The sequence below is a fragment of the Neobacillus rhizosphaerae genome (genome assembly GCF_937468385.1).
Classification (GTDB): domain Bacteria; phylum Bacillota; class Bacilli; order Bacillales; family Cytobacillaceae; genus Neobacillus; species Neobacillus rhizosphaerae.
In genome coordinates, this window is record NZ_CALBWS010000034.1 from 40,396 (window position 1) to 60,377 (window position 19,982).

General features: G+C 37.9%; 16 protein-coding genes. 1 reads left to right on the forward strand and 15 read right to left on the reverse strand.

The features are described 5' to 3' along the window. Window positions 1-164: 164 nt before the first annotated feature. The 14 genes from M5A78_RS20375 to M5A78_RS20440 form a co-directional block, all read right to left on the reverse strand. On the reverse strand, window positions 165-1,226 hold the full coding sequence (locus M5A78_RS20375; RefSeq protein WP_248737115.1) for a glycosyltransferase family 4 protein: 1,062 nt from the start codon (window positions 1,224-1,226) through the stop codon (window positions 165-167). A 498-nt stretch (window positions 1,227-1,724) separates the two neighbouring features. Further along, a complete protein-coding gene (gene galU / locus M5A78_RS20380) occupies window positions 1,725-2,612 on the reverse strand; it encodes a UTP--glucose-1-phosphate uridylyltransferase GalU (protein ID WP_248737116.1) in 888 nt (295 codons plus the stop codon). Next, the gene (locus M5A78_RS20385; RefSeq protein ID WP_248737117.1) at window positions 2,602-3,723 is read right to left on the reverse strand and encodes a glycosyltransferase family 4 protein; all 1,122 of its coding nucleotides are present in this window, start codon (window positions 3,721-3,723) and stop codon (window positions 2,602-2,604) included. Before M5A78_RS20385 ends, galU begins: the two co-directional genes overlap by 11 nt. Window positions 3,724-3,917: 194 nt before the next feature. After that, window positions 3,918-5,411 (reverse strand): O-antigen ligase family protein, encoded by a 1,494-nt coding sequence (locus M5A78_RS20390; protein ID WP_248737118.1) that lies wholly within the window; start codon window positions 5,409-5,411, stop codon window positions 3,918-3,920. A 24-nt stretch (window positions 5,412-5,435) separates the two neighbouring features. Further along, window positions 5,436-6,494, reverse strand: coding sequence for a glycosyltransferase family 4 protein (locus M5A78_RS20395; RefSeq protein WP_248737119.1), 1,059 nt, complete (start codon window positions 6,492-6,494; stop codon window positions 5,436-5,438). Between the two features lie 199 nt (window positions 6,495-6,693). Next, complete coding sequence (locus M5A78_RS20400; protein WP_248737120.1) at window positions 6,694-7,881, reverse strand: DHHW family protein; 1,188 nt, start codon at window positions 7,879-7,881, stop codon at window positions 6,694-6,696. 19 nt (window positions 7,882-7,900) lie between these two features. Beyond that, a complete protein-coding gene (locus M5A78_RS20405; protein WP_248737121.1) occupies window positions 7,901-9,322 on the reverse strand; it encodes an MBOAT family O-acyltransferase in 1,422 nt (473 codons plus the stop codon). 104 nt (window positions 9,323-9,426) lie between these two features. Beyond that, a complete protein-coding gene (locus M5A78_RS20410) occupies window positions 9,427-10,956 on the reverse strand; it encodes a flippase (protein WP_248737122.1) in 1,530 nt (509 codons plus the stop codon). A gap of 222 nt (window positions 10,957-11,178) precedes the next feature. Continuing rightward, window positions 11,179-12,633: an oligosaccharide flippase family protein gene (locus M5A78_RS20415; protein ID WP_248737123.1), complete on the reverse strand. Its 1,455-nt coding sequence runs from the start codon at window positions 12,631-12,633 to the stop codon at window positions 11,179-11,181. A 102-nt stretch (window positions 12,634-12,735) separates the two neighbouring features. After that, the gene (locus tag M5A78_RS20420; RefSeq protein ID WP_248737124.1) at window positions 12,736-13,476 is read right to left on the reverse strand and encodes a LicD family protein; all 741 of its coding nucleotides are present in this window, start codon (window positions 13,474-13,476) and stop codon (window positions 12,736-12,738) included. 68 nt (window positions 13,477-13,544) lie between these two features. Next, on the reverse strand, window positions 13,545-14,252 hold the full coding sequence (locus M5A78_RS20425) for a WecB/TagA/CpsF family glycosyltransferase (RefSeq protein WP_248737125.1): 708 nt from the start codon (window positions 14,250-14,252) through the stop codon (window positions 13,545-13,547). Window positions 14,253-14,333: 81 nt separating this feature from the next. Further along, window positions 14,334-15,611, reverse strand: a complete 1,278-nt coding sequence (locus M5A78_RS20430; protein ID WP_248737126.1) for a nucleotide sugar dehydrogenase — start codon at window positions 15,609-15,611, stop codon at window positions 14,334-14,336. Between the two features lie 352 nt (window positions 15,612-15,963). Beyond that, on the reverse strand, window positions 15,964-16,716 hold the full coding sequence (locus M5A78_RS20435) for a C40 family peptidase (RefSeq protein WP_248737127.1): 753 nt from the start codon (window positions 16,714-16,716) through the stop codon (window positions 15,964-15,966). A gap of 369 nt (window positions 16,717-17,085) precedes the next feature. Next, a complete protein-coding gene (locus tag M5A78_RS20440; RefSeq protein WP_248737128.1) occupies window positions 17,086-18,585 on the reverse strand; it encodes a glucosaminidase domain-containing protein in 1,500 nt (499 codons plus the stop codon). A 181-nt stretch (window positions 18,586-18,766) separates the two neighbouring features. Between M5A78_RS20440 and M5A78_RS20445 the strand changes: the two genes are divergently transcribed. Continuing rightward, window positions 18,767-19,672: a nuclease-related domain-containing protein gene (locus M5A78_RS20445; RefSeq protein ID WP_248737129.1), complete on the forward strand. Its 906-nt coding sequence runs from the start codon at window positions 18,767-18,769 to the stop codon at window positions 19,670-19,672. 39 nt (window positions 19,673-19,711) lie between these two features. Here M5A78_RS20445 and M5A78_RS20450 read toward each other — a convergent pair whose 3' ends face one another. Further along, complete coding sequence (locus tag M5A78_RS20450) at window positions 19,712-19,858, reverse strand: hypothetical protein (RefSeq protein ID WP_248737130.1); 147 nt, start codon at window positions 19,856-19,858, stop codon at window positions 19,712-19,714. Window positions 19,859-19,982: the final 124 nt, after the last annotated feature.

Below are 19,982 nucleotides of genomic sequence, written 5' to 3' on the forward strand. Positions count from 1 at the left end.
AGCCATGAGCCGCAGCACATTACGTGATGCGGCTTTTTTATATTTGCTTTAGGGTGTCAGGCACCATGTGAAAATTTCACATGGTGCCTGACACCCTTTGCAATGAAAACGGGGTTAAAAAAGAGCCTGACCGCTGTGGGATCAAGCTCTAGTTCTTCATTATATTATCTATTTCGTTCTGTTGTGACGAGCAAAGTGCGCATCATTTTGATTAATGGACGGTAATTCTTCCCGACAAGCCCAATCATTTCGGCAAACAATTCAATCATGATCAAGAGGATCACGATGAAGAAAAAGCCACCAAGGAGCTTTGCTTGTGAAAAGATGATAGCCGCAAGTCCAAAGAAGGCTGCCATCGCATATATCATCAAGACTGTCTGGCGATGAGTAAATCCAAGTCTGAGCAGGCAGTGATGCAGGTGCGATTTATCTGGTGCCGATAATGGTTTTTTATTGACAATTCGACGAATAATCGCAAAGAATGTATCAGAAATCGGTACACCGAGAATAATAACCGGTACGATAAAGGAAATCATGGTAACATTCTTAAAACCTAGAAGTGAAAGTACGGAAATCATATAGCCTAAGAATAACGCACCCGTATCCCCCATAAAGATCTTTGCCGGGTGGAAATTATAAATTAAAAATCCAAGCGTACTTGCTAACACGATGGAAGCCACAGCTGTAACGAAACCATCCCCCATGATAATTGCCATTCCAGAGATGGTAATTAAAGCAATGGAAGATACTCCAGCGGCAAGGCCGTCAAGACCGTCTATTAGGTTGATGGCATTTGTAATCCCGACAATCCAAATAATAGTTAATGGGATACTTAAATAGCCGAATTCAATTTGGCCACCGAAGGGCAGGTTGATAAATTGAACATGTACACCGCCCCAAAAGACAACAACGGCAGCCGCCGCGATCTGAGCGATTAATTTTATTTTTGCTGAAAGCTCTACCATATCATCTAGTATTCCGGTAATAATAATGATAATACTTCCAACGATGATTGGAAGCGCATTGGGGTCTTCAGGGCGAAGAACCAGCATACCGATAATAAAGCTTAAATATATCGCAAGTCCGCCAAGGCGGGGCATGATTTTCTGATGAACTTTTCTATGATTGGGTTTATCTGTTGCCCCAATTTTAAAGGCGAGTTTTTTTACTAATGGAGTAAGCAGAATTGAACTAATAAAGCATAAAATCAGGGTGATGTAAATCATTGTAATCCTCCCTCATATTTTTCTTGCCATTTTCTTTCTATTAATCAGGCAAGATAGGGATATGAACTATTAGGTTAATTTGTTAAAAAATACTATTTTTATAGATTCAAAAAACGTATTTGCCCATATGGATTATAACACATGTGTTTTTTTTAGCAAATAGAAATCCTTGGCTAATAATCATTGAAACAATAATGTTATCAAACTGTTACTAAATTAGCTACAAACAAGAAACAATCATAGGTTCAGCTTCTAATCCAAACATGAAGAAGGATTAATTTTGAACAATTTTCCCAACATAATAAAGGTCGTATGAGCGTAGTCGAGCTTCACTTATTTCGTCGTGAAAAATGTTTATTTTTCACGCATATTGGATAAACTGATTCGTTTTTGCGTTGATCTGCCCCTTTTCCAAACAAAACATCAATATAATAATTAGCGAATGACACTCCGCTTTTTGGGGGTAGCTGTCATTCGCTAATTCATTAATATAACCCCTTATGTAAAAGGATGGTAATCTTTCTTCGCTAATTGCTTTAAATAATCGACCAATGAGTGACGAATATCTTCTCTCTCTAATGCAAATTCAATAGTAGCCTGAAGGAATCCAAATTTGTCTCCCACATCATAACGAATTCCATCGAACGCATAGGCTAAAACCTTTTCGTTGGCTGCCATTTTCCGAAGGGCATCTGTTAACTGAATTTCACCGCCATAGCCAATTTCTACTTTTTCCAAATACGAGAATATTTCAGGATTTAAAATGTATCTGCCCATGATGGCAAAATTTGACGGGGCATTTTCCTTTGGCTTTTCAATCATATCCCTTACTTCGACAATTTTACCTGACACACCTTCATTACTAGGAGCAATTACCCCATATTTATGCAGGTCCTCATCGGGCATTATTTTCGTCCCTATGACACTGCAGCCAAATTGTTCATGGACATCCATTAATTGTTTTAGACATGGAACATCACTTTTTACAATATCATCGCCTAATAGTACAGCAAATGGCTCGTTTCCAATAAACCTGCTGGCACATTGTACAGCATGCCCAAGTCCTAATGGTTTTTTTTGTCTGATATAATGGATATTTACCATGGTGGAAATCTCTTTAACCATGCTCAAAAGGTCTTGTTTATCTTTTTCGGCTAACTCAAGTTCCAGTTCAATCGAAAAATCAAAATGATCCTCTATCGCTCGCTTATTTCTCCCGGTTACAATAATAATGTCTTCGATACCGGAGGCAACCGCCTCTTCCACAATATATTGAATCGTTGGCTTATCAACGATGGGAAGCATTTCTTTAGGCTGTGCCTTAGTTGCTGGAAGAAATCTTGTTCCCAACCCAGCCGCAGGAATTACCGCTTTTCTAATCGACATGGCTACCACTCCTTTGATATCCTTTAAAAATTCCAATTAATAATGGCTTCACTTTTTCAACTTCATACATTTCTGCTGTTTCTAAGGCAGCTTTTTGCATCTGAACCTTTTTACTCTCATCCAGTGCAAAAAATTGAATCATCTTTTGTTTAAGGTCTTCATCATTACCGACATCAAACAGAAAACCATTTTGCCCATCCTGAATATAGTCTAATAATCCGCCTATTTTACTGCCAATAACAGGAACACCGCAGGCCATAGCTTCAAGACCAACCAATCCTAAGCTTTCACCTTTACGGGTAGTTGGAAAACAAAATACTTCAAGGCAATTATAGATTTGGCTCAACTTTTCCTGTGGCAGGAGAGGAAAATAAACGATGTCGTTCTGTAAATGATATTCAGCTACCATTGCTTCATAATCCTTTTGTTGACTTCCTTTACCAACTACAATTAACTTCCATCCCTCGAATTGACCCAATTCTTTCATCTTTTTAACGGCTGATAGAACAATTTCCCACCCTTTTCCGACATCTAAGCGACCGACAAAACCAAGATATTTGTAATCGGTACTCAAATTCATGTCAGCAAACACATTCAGGCGATCTTCTTTTTTATGAAAAATATTCTTATTTACCCCACCTGAAGGAAAAACCTTTATTTTAGTATCTTCAACCTGGTATTTTTCTGCCACTAGTTTTTTGTAGTAATTTGATGGTGTAATAATGATGGTAGACAGATGCAAAAGTTTTTTTACATATGGTTGATACTTTTCCTGAGATTTAACCTCTGGGACAACATCACTGCCATGAACATTGGTAAAAATTTTACTATTTCGTTTCAAGTTTTTTAAAATGATCAACGGAAAGGCATTATGTGAGGCGTAATGCACATAAATTGCATCATAACCTCCCATGATTCCTTTTGTTATTATTTTTAAGTAATAAAATATATATGAAAATAACTTGCTCGCTTTATTATGACTTTTATAAAGAACAGCTTTATCTACTGTCCAGCCTTCACTTTTTAGGATTTCTTCTGTATTTTTCACGAATATTCCGTAATTCGGATATTCCTTATCCGGATACATATTTGAAATTAAAAGGATTTTCATGCAAAACCTCATTTCTCTATTGTGTAAAACCTTTATGTCCAGATTGACCTTTTATGCTAACCATGAAAATTGACGAAAGTTATCATGAAAAGTTACAAATATGGGGCTTTACTAGCCGATAGTTGGGATCATAATAGTAAATTCAGAAAAGGCCACGGGAGAGGATCCCAGGCCTTCTATCTTTTTAGACAAACTTACGGATTACTTACACTTTTACTCTTCTGATAGGCAATGGCAAACAGAAGATAGAAGTACATCATAAATGAGTCATTTTCCAAAATGTTATAAACGGAACTACCGACAATAAGGGCCACAAAGAAATAAATAAGTAAAGGACCATAGACCTTATCTCTATTTTTCATGATCGTAGATAATAAGAAAAATCCAACCATAAATATTGAAAGAATTCCAAGGATACCTGTTTCTGCAAGAATTAAAATGTACTGGTTATCTGAATAGAAGTTTCTGTCAATATGATACTTTTCGTAAACGGGAGAGGAATAAGTAATGGTTGCTGCTCCTCCAAAGGTTCCAAACCCTGTACCGATAATTGGATGGTCTTTAAAAATCTCAATGGCCTTTTTCACATAATAGATACGTCCACTTGTGCTGCTTTGTCCAATCGTTTCTTCTCCAAAAGCCTCTTTATACCGATCGATCCCATTATCTTTATCCTTCCCTTGCAGGCCGCCGTCCTCAGATAAATAATAATCGTAATATACGTTAGAAGCTTGGTTAACCCCGATAAATAGTCCCCCGGAAATAAACGAAATCAGAACAAGAGGTATTAGCTGCTTCATTTGACGATTGCCGACGATGTGTTTTAGCTGCTTCCATTGACTGTTGCTGACGATCTGTAGTAACTGCTTCCATTGAATTTTGCTGGCGATATATACAAGCAAAAAGGCGAAGAGCGTGAGCAGTGTTCCACGTGAATAGGTCAGTAAAATCGTGGTCCCGATTAACGTCAGACCAGCATAAACAGCATAACGAAGTTTCCCCTGAATATGTTTAAGCATATATAAAGTGATAAAGAAGGCGATTAATAAATACAAGGATAGTTCGTTTGGTCCCTTGATTAACCCATATACCCTAATTCTATTCGTGGGAGATAAAACCCATTCCTGCCACTCTTGTGGCATTAAAAGCGTTTTACTTGAGATTTTTTCAATTATTCCTTGAAAAGATAAGACAATAGCGACAAAGAAAGTAATAATCGAGCCTTTCCATATCGTTTGATTAGTTATTTCCATTCGTTTAACCACATAATAGATCACATAAAACAGAAAATAGGCCCGTAGTTGGAAAATAATTGCCTTTATTGACACATCTGTTATTAATGCACTAACCACACCGATTATGGCAAAAGAGAAAAAGGCCCATTCAAAAGGTTGGAAGCTGAACAGTTTTTTAATATCCTTGCGATAGTCAAAAATCGTTCTGATTAACAGTAAGCCAATAATGGCATCCCCGATAATTTTGAATCCTGGATTTACCGTAATTAAAAACGGGCGAACTGGAATAAATAAAAGTAGAAAAAATAAACCTGTTTCTTTTTTTAAAAAAGAACATATTGCAATCAGTAAGGAAATCAGCAAGGCAATTTTGGTATTACCTATCACAAGTCCAGCGATAACGGCTAATATTCCTAGTAATAGTATTGAAAATTCACTTTGAAGTAATTTCATTGATTTGTACTCCTATATCCTAAATTAATGCTTATAAATTGCAGTTGTTTCTTCAATCATTTTTACAAGGGTAAAATGCTCATCAAAGTATTTTCTTCCGTACCTTGACAGCTTTTGAACCAGTTCGTGATTGGTAAGCACGCTATGAAGAACATTTGCCAGCTCTTCACGGTTGCCATATTCGACAAGTTCTCCGGTTTCCCCAGGCTTAATAACCTCGGGCAGTCCACCGACATTCGTAGCAACCACTACGCGGCTATAGGACAAAGCCTCCATCGCCACATAGGATAATGCCTCATTACTTGATGGCACAACAACGATGTCACTGTTTAGGTATAGCATTTCCTTATTTGTGGAAAAACCTTTAAACTGAACAAAATCTCTTAAGTTAAGGTGCTGCACTAAAGAAACCAGTTCTTCCTGCTGCGGACCTTCACCGTAAATATGACATTCCCACTTAAGACTCGGATGTTGGCTTCTTAGATCTGCTAAGCTGTTAATAAGAAAGTCTTGGCCCTTTTCTTCGCGGAGGCGACCAACTACAGTAATGACAGGAACTTCTCTTAAGCTTGTTAATGGATGTGAATCAGCCGGACCTTCGACACCATTATAAATTAAGGTTAGCTTATTCATTGAAACTCCCTTTTTCGCTAGCTGCTGATGCATAAAATGCGAAACGGTAATGACTTTATGATTGAAAGACGTCATCATTTTATTGAGACTCCTTATCGCCTTCCCCATCGGCACATCGACATGATAAGTCCAAATGACTTTGCAGCGTGCGCCCGTGATTTTAGCGAGAATCGCCAAGTAGTTTTCCCGTAAAAATTGCGCATGAACAACCTCAACTTTTTCAGCTTGAATAATCCGTTTTATTTGCTTTGCAGCGTTAAAATCGAATGGACCGTTCATATTTACTTGATACATTTTAACCTTTGCACGGATAAAATCCTCAAGACCAGGACCTTCTTCTGAATAAATAAATACACAATTCTCCGGTCCTACCGCATGAATTAAATCTAAGACGTACTTTTCAGTACCGCCTTTGCCAACGAAATTTAGTAAATAAAGAATTTTCGTCAATAGAAACCCCTCTGTAAAAAAGATATCGATTCAATTTTAACAAATCAAAATAATGTTATCGTTTATCCAAAGTATTATCAAGTATTTTTGCCTTTTTCCAGAGGAAATCAATCACTCTCTGAAAAACACCAAAAGGAGCAGCATAAGCTCTCCTTTTGATATTGTTTTATTCAGCTTTAGCTTTTAGAGTAAATAATGGTTAAAATTCGTACATTGCTCCTGTTAAATTAGAGTCATTGTAAACGAAAAGTACGATATCAATCTTATTATCTTTGATATATTGAGCAACCGATGTTTTATGGTAATGTCTAATATCTAAGACCGATGTTTTATTAAAATGCTCCGCAATAAACGGTTGAATCGGGTTGGCATAGGAATCTTTAAGAACTAAAAGATGTAGGTCATTTCCAGTGTTTTGATATTCATAGTTAATTTCAGCCAAATCCCATGTGAATAAATCTCCGTATAATACTTTCTTTTTATTAAAACCTGCCCCATAAATTTGATTTATATTAGTCTGTGCATCCCCAGTACCTGTTTGGACTGTTACTTTTCCTGTTTTAGGATTAAAAACTGGGTCATAATAACATATTTTTTCCTCACTCGTATCAATTAAACTGTAGAGCCTTAGATTTAGGGTGCCAACAAAAGAAGATTTATGATTACAAACTAAGCTTAAGTTTTCTTTATCTACTGGTTTTGCCTTAAATTGTTTGGAGGCGGCACTCATCTGCTTGATGATTTCTTGATAACCAGCAAATGCACCCTCTATATTCCAATGGTGGTCTGTTTTAAAATACATCGATTTTAATTGCGTCTCTGAATAGTTTTGTTTGAAATACTGATAGAGATTGATTCCATGGTATGAACTTGGCAAGTGGCTCATGAAATATTTTTGATTTTTCACACCAAGTTGCTCATTAATATAAGAAGGATAGATATCCTTAAGGATATTCATTTTGTAAGGTGCAGCGGCAAAATAAAATTCAACCCCTGTTCCTTTGAATGTATCCGCTAAATTATTTAGATTGGATAAAGACTTATCCATTTCTTTCTTTACATGTTCAGTTGACGGATTATATAAGAGCCAATTATCTTTTGCTACCACAATATTATTAATAATGGTCTTGTTCAGAAAGAGTTGTTCCTCCGTGTAGACCTTGATAATTTCGTCGCGGCCCGCTAATTGGTCTGAGAAATAGGTTTCGAAATTTTTAAAGTATTCACCCGAAAGAAACGACTGCTTGGTGAGATCTGGCCGCTGGGCAAGTGTTCTATTTTCAATACTAGAAATATTGCGGTCCTGCTTTAGAAAAGAAATTGTCCCAACACTAAAAATGATGCCTAAGAAGACTAGTGTGAACAGAATATTGTTGAATTTTTTCATGAGATTCCTTCCCTTTTCCCTAGAATCGGAAATATATAAATGGATTAAAGGTTGAGTTTACCATATGAACAATATTGACGATTAATAGGAATAGGAGTATTCCCGAAACAATCAGCTGGTTAGAAAATTGCAAGAAAGAGTTCGAAACCAATTTGTTTACTTTTTTAACAATAAACGGAATTACCGGTGTACAAATAATCATCGCCAAAAGGATAACCGCCCCATAATCGTATAAATAATAAATGGACAACTTATCATAAAGTGGCTGCTGATTCGCTCCGAACATGGTTTTGATATAGTCAAAAGAATAGGCGAAATTATCCGCTCTAAAGAAGACCCACCCGAGAAGGAAAACAAGGATGACATAAGCATGTCTTAGCGGTGTCCACAGCTTTTCTAAAAATCTCCCCAGCCAAGCCCTTTCCAGCGCAATGATAATGCCGTAGTACAGCCCCCAGGCGATGAACGTCCAACTGGCGCCGTGCCATAGCCCTGTCAGCCCCCAAACGATAAATAAGTTTCGGTAGCTTTTAAATTTTGAAACGCGGCTGCCTCCTAGCGGGATATAGACATAGTCCCGAAACCATGTACTTAAGGAGATATGCCATCTCCGCCAAAATTCACCAATTGATTTTGAGATGTAGGGATAGTTAAAGTTCTTTGAAAAATCAAAGCCGAACATTTTCCCCAAACCAATCGCCATATCCGAATAACCCGAGAAATCAAAATAGATTTGCAAGGAATAGGCAATTATGCCAATCCATGAAAGCAATACGCTCATTTCAGAGGTTGGTTTGTTAAAAATGGCATCAGCAACGAAACCGACTTGGTTTGCTATTAATACCTTCTTTGATAACCCAAGAATAAAAATTCGAATTCCTTCTGAGAATTTTTCAATATCGACAAATCGCTTCTTAATTTGAGCTGCGATCTCATTATAGCGCACAATTGGTCCGGCAATTAATTGTGGAAAGAGAGCAACATATAATGCCAAGTCAAAGGGATTCTTTTGTACCTCTCCTGGTTGTCGATAAACATCAATAACATATGACATGGCTTGAAACGTAAAAAAGGAAATTCCAATTGGTAATACCACTGGATCCATGTGGATATTAGTCGAAAGCAGTTCATTAATGTTGTTAATTAAGAAATTTATGTACTTATAGTAGCCTAAGACGAGCAGGTTAGTTAGGATGGCTGCTCCAAGAATAATTTTATTAAGGCTTTTATGATTGCGAAAGGTATGGACAAGTAAACCGAAAATATAGTTGAGAATAATAGAAAAAATCATAACCACAACATATTTGGGCTCACCCCATGCATAGAAAACCAAACTAAATCCTAACAGCAGGTAGTTTCGTAATTCATTGCGGACGAGATAATATGTAACCAACACTAAAGGCAGGAAAATAAACAAAAAAACAAGATTACTAAAGACCAAGTTGCTTTCCCTCTTTCCAATCGTAAGATATGTCGAAATAATAGTAGCAAAAAATGAGGAGAAAAAGAATAGCAAATTAAAAAACGCCTGATAACAGACGTCGATTATCTACTATTTACTTTCGCTTTTAAGAAAAAGATTTTTTTCACAAGCCCCAGTGCCACCTTTTCCCGGCACAACAGCAAAATAACTGAATAGACCACAATACCCACACATACTTTTAACAAAATCGTTAGCAGCAGCGAAAGATGGAAAAACAAGGCGACTTCATATGAGACAATGGCCATAGCGATGGAAGCGAGCAGATACAACACGAAGGCCTTCATGGGATAAGATTTTTGCTTAAGAACATTATTCAAGAACCACAATTGAATGACCAGTATCAGTCCTTCAGTCACGGTCGTCGCAAACGCTGCTCCCGCTGCACCAAAGCGAGGAATTAACGCAAGGTTGAGGATGAAGTTCAAACAAGCGCCAATGACTATTGGCAGCGTATATTCTTTATTTTTCCTCATCGGTACTAAATACCACGAACCGAAAATAACCCCTAACGATTTAAAAATAATAATCGGCGCCATCATCATTGCAATAGTACCACTGGGTTGAAATTTATCCCCCAAAAACCACAGCACAAAATCCTTAGAAATCACGAAAAATCCAAACGTAATCGGCAGGACAAGAAAAATCGTTAAGGTTACACCGTTGCGAAGTACCTCCATCAGTTTTTCAAACCTTTTTTCCGCAATTAAGGAAGAGGTCCGCGGCAGCATGACGACACCTGAAATGTTAATTAGGGACGAAATCATATAAACAATTTTGTAAGCCTGCTCATAAAAACCAACCTGATCTGTCGTGGACATGATTCCGAGCATCGTTTTATCGAGGACGGAATAAATCATCGCCGAAAAGCTGGGAATAAATAAGATTAACATCTGCTTAAAATGTCGCTTGAATTCTGTGTTATGCCATACTAGGCGGACATACTGATTCAGGCGGTAAAAGAGGGCAGCATTACCGATAATGACGGCGGCACCCATGATTATCGTGTATAACACAAGGTCATTCTCATCTTTTACAAAAACAAACACGCTCCCGAAGCCCAAAAGCTTCAGGGTAATATTTCGTGTAACCACCTTCTTGAATTTTTCTAGTCCCTGAAAAAGCCAGGTAATATCAAAAAAGGCACCAATAAGGTTTAATGACTGCCAATAAAAAACGGCGTCCCCTTTCCAAACGAGCGGCACACAAATAAAGTAAATCACCGTTGCGATGGCCAATAAGCCGGTTCGAATCAGAAAAATCTCGCTAAAGGAACGGGATAACTGCTTGGAATCTGATTTTACATTGGCGATTTCCCTGATTGCATACAAATTAGATCCAAGAAGGAACACATTGATGAACAGTGTTGTGTATGAAAAGCTATAGCTGTAGTGACCAACACCGTGTGGCCCCAGTACCCTTGAAATATACGGGATAGTTAAAAATGGAAGTCCCATCAGAACAAATTGCTGCAGGAGGACATAAAGGAAATTCTTTTTTAAAGTCGACATAATCGAAACCTCAGCTCTTTTGAAATAACAATATTTAAAATAGAAGAGTTTCCTTAACTTTAACTTAATTTCAACGTTGTTCATTTTTTGAACATCCTAATAGTACATGTATTTTCGGGTTCTGTAAATGAAAATGGTCGTTCAACTCTAGGTATTAGTATATTCATTTTTTACTTTTAACAACTAAGAAAAGCGCAAACACTCTAGTCATTAGGGCGCTTACGCTAGACAATTCTCAAAGTTCATTGTAATAAATTCTTACACTACAAAAAGACTGCTTAAAATTAGCAGCCCGAAAACCGTTGATTACTTTTTCAAAAACTTGCCCTTCACCTTCGAAGTAAACAGGGTCACAATTTCGTCCTTTGTCGTTATTAGGAGCAGTAAATATAGTAGGCCACAGGCAACTACGATTAAGATAAACAGCAGCAGCGTGCCACTAAAAACCGAGCGAATCGCCCACGATACAGGAATAAAGGGTAACGAAAATACGAGATATTTTAAATTCGTCCATGAAAATAACCGGAAGGGTATTTTAAGATATTTTCGAATGTAGATGTACTCACAGGCAATTAGCAACAGGTTTGCAGCCGCAGTTGTGAGAATAGCTGTTTTTGCATCCAGTACGCCAAAATATAGACAGAGAGAATTCAATGCCAGGTTGGCAATCCCACAAATAAAAATCATCCGGACCAGGATATTCTCTTTCTTTTTAATATAAATAACTTGATTAGATAGAATGGATTCAAAACCAATCGTAATCATATAGAGAGCGAAAATGGATAAAACCGGCCCAGCAGGGATATATTCCGCTTTACCATATAGAATGACCGCAATATCAGCGATGACATAAAGCCCAATGGCAGCGGGAAACAGAAGCGCTGAATACACTTTTGCGATTTTCTTAAGCAAATCTAAATACTGTTGGTCGTTTTCCTCACCGATTAAATACGATAGCCTTGGAATGGTAACCTGAATAATACTAAGCATCAGGGCATTAATCATCGTCGCAATTTGCTGAGCCATCGTATAATATGATACCGATTTTTCACTGACGAATTCCCCGAGCATAAAACGGTCAAGCTGGGTATACAGAACGTTTCCGTTAGAAAAAATAACCACGAGAAGCAGCGGCTTAAGATGCGGAGCAAATTGAATGTTAGAGAAATCTAGTTTTACTCTTCTTTTTACATAAATAAAACTGATAATATTATTCAAACCCGTTGAAAGGGCTAGTAGACCAATAAAGATCAGATAGTTATCAGCGCTTTTTACAAACGTGAGCAATAAAATCACATAGATGATTTTAACAATGACCGTCTTAATCGTGATAAACCCATAATCCTCATAGGCTTCATTGACCCATTCGACAAAGAAAATATTTAGTAGAAAGTTAGTTGCATAAACCATTAATACCGGAAATAAAGCCTTGGTGCCATAACCAAAATAGGAAACGGCCAAATAAGCAAACAGAGTCACAAAGTTAGTCAAAAGGCTAAGTGTAAATAAGCTTGTAAATAGCTGATTGACCTTTTGTTTATCCGTTTTTATTCGGCTAACCTCGCGCAGTCCATATTGATAAATACCAAAGGCAGCAAAAATAAAGAAGTAGTTAAAAATCGTTTCCCCGGTCTTTACTCTGCCGATAGCAGTAGTACCTAATGTTTGATAAACATATGCCCCAATGATAACAGGAACGATGAGATTAAAGAAGTTTAAGGTAATTTTATAAATAGCATTCTTTACAAGCGATTTTTGCATAATAACAATCCTTTAATCAAAAAGTAAGGTCCTGTCACTTGGAGACAGCACCAATCAGAAAAGCTCCAGCGCCTGTACGCTGGAGCTAGGCTTTATCAAAATTTATATATATTCCTTTACAATAACTGGCTTATCAATCCGCTCAATATTGTCAGGTGATTCCCCGGAAACCCAGTTTTCATTTATTTGCATATAGGATGGACCGTAGTTATCGATCAAATACTCGTGATAGTTTGTTGGAATTTTGAAGGACTCCCCTTTAAATTCATAATCCATTAACCCGGAAAAATGAGAAGTGACAGTGGAAGTGAAATAACCTTTGGCAATTTGATGGTCTGGACGATTTTCGAATTCCATTTTTGTACCTATCTCACTGAAATAACACCAGACGGTTTCCTCGCTTTTATTCCAATAATAAAAGACATCGATATGTAAGCCGTTAAAATGAAACGCCTGCTCGAAAATCTTTCCGTCCATTTCGTACTGCTTGTAAAGCTTTACGCCTTTTCTTGCAAGGACCTTAACGAGCTCAGCCTTCTTTTTGTCGTCAAAATCGAAGCAGCCAATATCAAGGTCTTTATCATGGCCGATAAAATCCTTTTCCCGCACTGCCCCGAGCAGTGTCCCGTAATCAAGCCAGAATTCCTCACCGATTTCCGCAAAGGCTTCCTTCATATGTTTCAAGGTTTGCAGGCCGTGAACATGGACCATATCCTTCTGTTTTTGATATTGGACTTTGTCATATTTTCTTTTTACTTTTATTAACATCGAATTATTTTTGGCAAGACCGTAGAATTTACTCGCTCGCAATTGTTTAATTAGATTATCAATAACCATAGCCATATTCTTCCCTCAAATCTTCTGTAATAAAAGCCTCTCCCTTTAGTGTTTGAGAAAGGCCAGGTAAAGAGTTATTTTTTCATCGTTTTTAATAGGAATTTCGGCAAAATTAACTGCCGTTTCCAGCGCCACGGCTCTTTCATCAATCGGTAAAACCATTCAAGGCCAAGTGATTGGAAAACTTCTGGTGCTCGTTTGAGATTGCCGGATATCACATCATAGGAACCGCCAACCCCCTGAAAAACAAAGGGAGTCACTTGATTCATGTGATTGACAATCCAATATTCCTGGGCTGGACTTCCTAATGCAACAAACATAATCTCCGGTTGATGCTGATTAATCGTATCAACGATTACCTGTTCATCTTTTTCATAACCATGTAAGGTACCGACAATTTGGATACCCGGGATTTGTTTTTCAAGTTCCGTCTTCGCCGCATCGGCTACTCCCGGCTTTCCACCATACAAAAAGATTCGTTTCCCTTGCTCTGCAGCTGTTTTGCAGAGCTTTAGCATCATATCAATCCCGGTCACACGGCTTTTCACCTGGCCGCCTTTTAGCTTCGAGGCTAAAATAACGCCAATTCCATCTGGAATCTGGTAATCGGCACGATTCAAGAGCGTTCTGAGTGCCTCATCCTCTTGTGCCTTCATGATTTTTTCCGGATTGATGGCCACGATAAACGATTTCTTCTTGTGTTCGATATCCTGCATTAATAACGAGGCGAGCTGGTCGTAATCATAATTACAAACATCAACGCCGAGAAAGTTTTCTTTCATAATGTCCCACCTGATTTTCATTTAGGCTTCTCACGTGAAACTAACTGTGGCAAAGCATTTTTGCCGCAGTTAGTTGTTTATTTAACTATTTTTAGAATCCCCTAACACTCGTAGATCAAAACCTTCTTTGACCCAAGCTTCACGCGGGAGGCAATTTTTTGTATCGAGAACAATTTTTGAACGAACAAGATTGGCCGTCTGCTTTGGATCGAGAATCTTAAATTCGTCGTGCTCAGTTAAAATGAGGACAATATCCGCATTTTTCAATGTTTCTTCCAGCTCTAGTGATTGCTGAGGTAATTTCTTTTCATGAATATGTGGATCATAAGCAGTTAGCTCAAGATTGAGCTCATTTAAATGGTGAACGACCTCAACAGATGGACTTTCACGCATATCATCAATGTTAGCTTTAAAGGACAAGCCTAAAACAGCCACTTTTGGATTTTTAATTTGATGCTGTTCCGCAATGGCTTTAACTTTATTAGCCACATAAAGCGGCATCGAATCATTTGTTTGACGGGCAAGATGAATAATTTTTGCATTTTCTGGATCCTGCTCAACGAGGAACCATGGGTCGACTGCGATACAGTGACCGCCAACACCCGGACCTGGAAGGTGAATATTGACGCGTGGGTGATGGTTGGCAAGCTTAATTGCCTCCCACACGTTGACACCCATATTCTCACTGACTCGTGCCAGCTCGTTGGCAAAGGCAATGTTCACATCACGGAACGTGTTTTCAATAACCTTAACCATTTCAGCGGTTGTCGCATCCGTTATGAAAATTTCCCCTTTAACAAAGGCACGGTAAAGGTCTCTCGTTTTTTCTGAGGATTCTTCGTTAATGCCGCCGACGATCCGACTATTATTAACAAGTTCTTCAAAGACGCGCCCAGGAATAACGCGTTCAGGTGAGTGGGAAACGAGCAATTCTGTCCCTATTTCAAGTCCACTTTCTTTTAATATTGGAATCATAATATCCTCAACAGTACGCGGTGGAACGGTCGACTCCAAAATGACTAAGTTGCCTTTTTCAAGATAAGGTACAATCGACTTTGTGGCCGCTTCAACATATTTCATATCAGCGGTTTTATCCGAGTTGATTGGTGATGGAACCGCGATAATAAAGATGTCTGCTTTTTCCGGAGTAGTTGAAACCGTTAAATTTCCACTATCAATCGCAGCATTAAGCCGCTCTTGTAGTCCGTTTTCTTCAATATGAAGCTGTTTATGTTGAATTTTTTCAACGGCCGCAGCATTAACGTCCACACCATGAACATGCAGGCCATTATTAGCAAACATAACAGATGTTGGGAGACCAATATAACCAAGACCAATGACACAAATTTTATTCATCAAGAAACTTCCTTTCCAACTATACTTTAAATGACAATAATCTTATATTATTCTTTGACCGATATTATCTACCCATCAATGAATGACGATTAAATTTTTACAACTAATTGTAACAAAAAAAAGAATGAAAAGAAACTCTGAGCCGCAAATGGTGTCGAATTTCCAGCCTTTTTGCTCTGTAGTTCACGTAAATGTTAAAGTTTCTTAGACCTACTATTGCAATCTACCAACCATCCAAGTTATGTCTTGGCTAAGGAAATGGTGCCAATAGCATGGAAATCTATTTAATGGCTCGATTCACAGGACAAAATAAAAAGCGAAACCGTTATGAATGTTTCGCTTTCAACATATTTCCTTATTGAATCCAGGCACCATTACTATCCAATGCATAATCGCCGATTGTTGTATCTTTTGCCATTGTTCCATCATTATAAAAGAAGTACCATTTCTCTCCTGAATAAACCCAGCCCGTGAGCATTGCACCATTCGAGTTTAAGTAATACCAATTATCTCCATCTAGCAACCAGCCTTTTTTCATCGCACCGTCTGTTTCCGCTAAGTAGTACCAATGGCTATTATCTTTAAGCCAGCCCGTTTGCTTTACAGAATTTTTATAATAGTACCAATTACCGCCGGATAGGACCCAGCCGTTATTGTAGTTACCGATTCGCTTCGAGCCAATGTACGTGTTCGTGTAGTAAGCTTCTGATAAAGAACTAATTTTTACACCTGTAGAAGTCGATGCATGAACGAACTTGTCACCGCCTAAAGAAATTCCTACATGTGAAGCTCCAGCCTTATATGTACTAAAGAATACTAAATCACCTTTTACTAAATTGCCTTTTGAAACAGCTTGTCCTTGTGAAAATTGATCTGCTGCTGACCGAGGCAAAGAAACACCCGCTTGCTTATATGTATAACTAGTAAACCCAGAACAATCAAATCCATTTGGAGATGTTCCTCCCCATACATACGGAACACCCAAATAATCAAGAGCTATATTCGTAACCGTATCTCCCATTGATGCTGCTTCTGTTTTATGTCCACCGATTAATCCGCTCAAGAGTAAAGAACATGATAGTAAACCACTTATGACTAGCTTTTTCATGATAACCTCCTTGTTTCTTCTTCTCTCTCTTTTGTTAATACTAGTATCTCATAAAAGATACTAAATTTAATTTACAGTTATTTTTTAATAGTATTACAGGAATGTTTCAAAAATTGATCTTTTTCGACTTTTTTTGGATTTTTTTAATAAAATGTTGAAAAAACAGGCAAAATAGCCTGCTTTTTTTGTGACTTTAAAACTATTGAATTTATCAGTAGGTTACTAATATGTGGTGAATCATGTCGAATTTTCTGTGAAATACTAGGTGGTTTTTCGACTCCCGGGCCGCCTCATCTTGCTTTATTACTATTTTAAAATAGAAAAAGAACCACCCTGAGCTGTTCATAAGGGTGATTCCTTTTTGATTAATTAGATCATTGCACCATTTTTTCCTAATCGGTACTTGCCAATAGTTGTGTTGGCTGCCATATGACCATCATTGTATAGGTAATACCACTTGCGGCTGACCAATACCCAGCCTGTTTGCATCGTACCGCTTTTGTTCATGTAGTACCACTTGCCCCTAGTGGAAACCCAGCCCGTCTTCATGGCACCATTTCCATCAAGAAAGTACCATTTGCCGCCCGTGCTTAACCAGCCAGTCTTCATGACACCACCATTATCGAGATAATACCACTTACCTCCTGAATACAACCAGCCAGTTTGCATAACCCCAGACTGGTTGAGGTAATACCATTTGCCGCCCGCTTGCAGCCAGCCCGTTTTAAGGGTCCAATCTTGATTGTAATAGTACCATTTACCCTCTAAGTTTTTCCATCCTGTATTTGCGGTGAAAGCGGTAAATTCCTTGGCAATTTGAGCGATTTTGCTTGCCCATGCCTCATCGGATGAGTATTGATGATAGGTGGAATTAAATCTCATATTATCAAGGGTCGGCTGTTGATAGGGGTCTAAGGAATTCTTCATTAATGTATCCCTATTTACATACGTTTGATTGATAAATATCGCCCCAGCAACAATTCCGCTGCTTTTTGAAAAATAATTATAGGCATCAGTTAGAGGTTGAAGATCATTTGCATTGATCCCATAGTAATTATATTTATTTGCGACAATCCCCGAAGTACCCCAACGTGTCTCTAATCCTGAATGTGCTACAAGATAAATTGCATTTAATCCTGTTTGGTTTTGGGCTTCAATATAGGAAGACCCCATTCCTGTCATTAACGTATTTGTCCATTTTGTTTTGTAGTTAATGAACTGGTTAATGGCATTAGCCGTTACGTTAGCATTTGTGTTCAAGGGTGTGAAAATAGAAATACTATTTGTGGTCGTTCCTTTTTTTCCAAATTCAAATGGGATGACATTGCTGCCGCCGGTAATGGACATAAACTGTTCTTTTTCAAGATACCAGTTGTAAATCCAGCCCTGTTTCTTGGGTTCATCTACGGTTTCAATTTTGTAATATTTGGTATCAGGGGTTACCTCTAGGACATAAACCTTCGAATTGTCAGGAATTTTATCGAACGGAGTCTCAGACCCATCTGAGGTATGCCGAAGATTCCTTTCCTTTTTTACAAGCCAGGTTTGATTTTTGATATCACTGTTCAAGTAGGCTCTATGCACCCAGCCTTCTCGTCCATCTTCCATGCGAATTTTTGCTGCATAGTCTTTTTCGCTTAGAATGGTTACTTTGTCGTTATAGGATAATTCGGCATACCGCGTATAACTTGGACTTAAATGAATTTGATGGTCTGAAAGCTCTTCGAAATTCCGATAGACCGGTAGCTTGATCGAAGTTACAATCATATTCGGTTGTTCGGCCGCCTCTGCCTGTTTCAATGATGTGCCATTAAAAATCCCGAGTAATAATACAAACATTAAGAAACTACCAATTACTTTATTTTTCATGCGTTTCTCCTCTCAATCGTATATCTTGTATTCTATTAATAAGATTATCATAGATTCCAATTTATTTTCTATAAATAGTTTGGATATTTGTCAAGAAATGTTAAAAAATGTACATACATTTAGTCTACTGAGTAAGAATCTTTTTGTAAAATTAACTTAGAGTTATGAAAGGGAGTGGAATATGTTTAAAAAGCCTCGGACTGAATCATTAAAATTAAAGCTTTTTAGATTTTTAAACACTCGAATGGAATTATCGTCAAAAGATAAGCAGTACTATTTAAATCTTGAAAAGGGCTTTGAAGGGGAAGTGATGTTTGATTTATTGACCAAAAAGCTTCAGACTGATTGTTTGATATTAAACGATTTATTGCTTGAGGTTAACAACTCAAAGTTCCAAATTGATACCCTCATTATATCTCAGGAAACCATATCCCTTTTCGATGTAAAAAATTATGAAGGCGATTTTTATTACGAATCAGGGAATTTCTACTCGAAATCTAAATCAGAAATTAAGAATCCGCTAGACCAATTAAAACGATGTGAATCCCTGCTTCGCCAAATGCTCCAATATCATGATTTCAAATTACCTATTGAGCCATGGGTGGTTTTTATCAACCCCGAGTTTACCCTATATCAAACACCTCAAAACATGCCTATTATCTTTCCGACACAGATTAATCGTTTTTTGAAAAAATTAGACAGTATGCCATCCACGCTAACTGGGAGACACATAAAGCTTGCTGACAAACTAGTTGCGATGCATCAAATTGAATCACCATATCCCCAGTTACCCCCATATGCCTATGATCAACTGCAGAAGGGAATCACCTGTTCAATGTGCCACTCATTTTCGATTTCTGTTGGAGAAAAGAATATAGTTTGTGATGAATGTGGGTGTGAGGAGAAGGTCGAATCTGCTGTTTTACGGAGTGTGGAGGAGTTAAAACTTCTTTTTCCAGATTGGAAAATTACCACTAATCTGGTTCAGGAGTGGTGTAGGGTGATTGAATCAAAAAAAACAATCCGAAAGATATTAAAACGTAATTTTAGAGCTATGGGTTATGGACAATGGTCTTGTTACGAGTGAATTGTAGTTTTTTATTGAAGTACAAACTTTAAAATAATTTCAATTTTGGATAATTCCTAAGTGCGTCGCCAAGTGTGTCGACTGGTGACCACTTTTTCGTTTTTTCCTCGATTTCGGCCACCAATAGCCTTCATTGGTTACCACTTTTTCGTTTTCCCCTCGAATTCGGTCACCAATAGCCTTCATTGGTTACCACTTTTTCGTTTCCCCCTCGATTCCGGTCACAAATGGTCTTCATTGGTTACCACTTTTTCGTTTCCCCCTCGATTCCGGTCACCAATGGTCTTCTTTGGTTACCACTTTTTCGTTT

Bases quoted from the DNA above. Each gene is read 5' to 3' on its own strand.
- M5A78_RS20375 (WP_248737115.1), bottom strand. From the start codon at position 1,226: ATGATTTACATCACCCTGATTTTATGCTTTATTAGTTCAATTCTGCTT.
- galU (WP_248737116.1), bottom strand. From the start codon at position 2,612: ATGTCGATTAGAAAAGCGGTAATTCCTGCGGCTGGGTTGGGAACAAGA.
- M5A78_RS20385 (WP_248737117.1), bottom strand. From the start codon at position 3,723: ATGAAAATCCTTTTAATTTCAAATATGTATCCGGATAAGGAATATCCG.
- M5A78_RS20390 (WP_248737118.1), bottom strand. From the start codon at position 5,411: ATGAAATTACTTCAAAGTGAATTTTCAATACTATTACTAGGAATATTA.
- M5A78_RS20400 (WP_248737120.1), bottom strand. From the start codon at position 7,881: ATGAAAAAATTCAACAATATTCTGTTCACACTAGTCTTCTTAGGCATC.
- M5A78_RS20410 (WP_248737122.1), bottom strand. From the start codon at position 10,956: ATGAACAACGTTGAAATTAAGTTAAAGTTAAGGAAACTCTTCTATTTT.
- M5A78_RS20415 (WP_248737123.1), bottom strand. From the start codon at position 12,633: ATGCAAAAATCGCTTGTAAAGAATGCTATTTATAAAATTACCTTAAAC.
- M5A78_RS20420 (WP_248737124.1), bottom strand. From the start codon at position 13,476: ATGGCTATGGTTATTGATAATCTAATTAAACAATTGCGAGCGAGTAAA.
- M5A78_RS20425 (WP_248737125.1), bottom strand. From the start codon at position 14,252: ATGAAAGAAAACTTTCTCGGCGTTGATGTTTGTAATTATGATTACGAC.
- M5A78_RS20435 (WP_248737127.1), bottom strand. From the start codon at position 16,716: ATGAAAAAGCTAGTCATAAGTGGTTTACTATCATGTTCTTTACTCTTG.
- M5A78_RS20440 (WP_248737128.1), bottom strand. From the start codon at position 18,585: ATGAAAAATAAAGTAATTGGTAGTTTCTTAATGTTTGTATTATTACTC.
- M5A78_RS20445 (WP_248737129.1), top strand. From the start codon at position 18,767: ATGTTTAAAAAGCCTCGGACTGAATCATTAAAATTAAAGCTTTTTAGA.
- M5A78_RS20450 (WP_248737130.1), bottom strand. From the start codon at position 19,858: ATGAAGGCTATTGGTGACCGAATTCGAGGGGAAAACGAAAAAGTGGTA.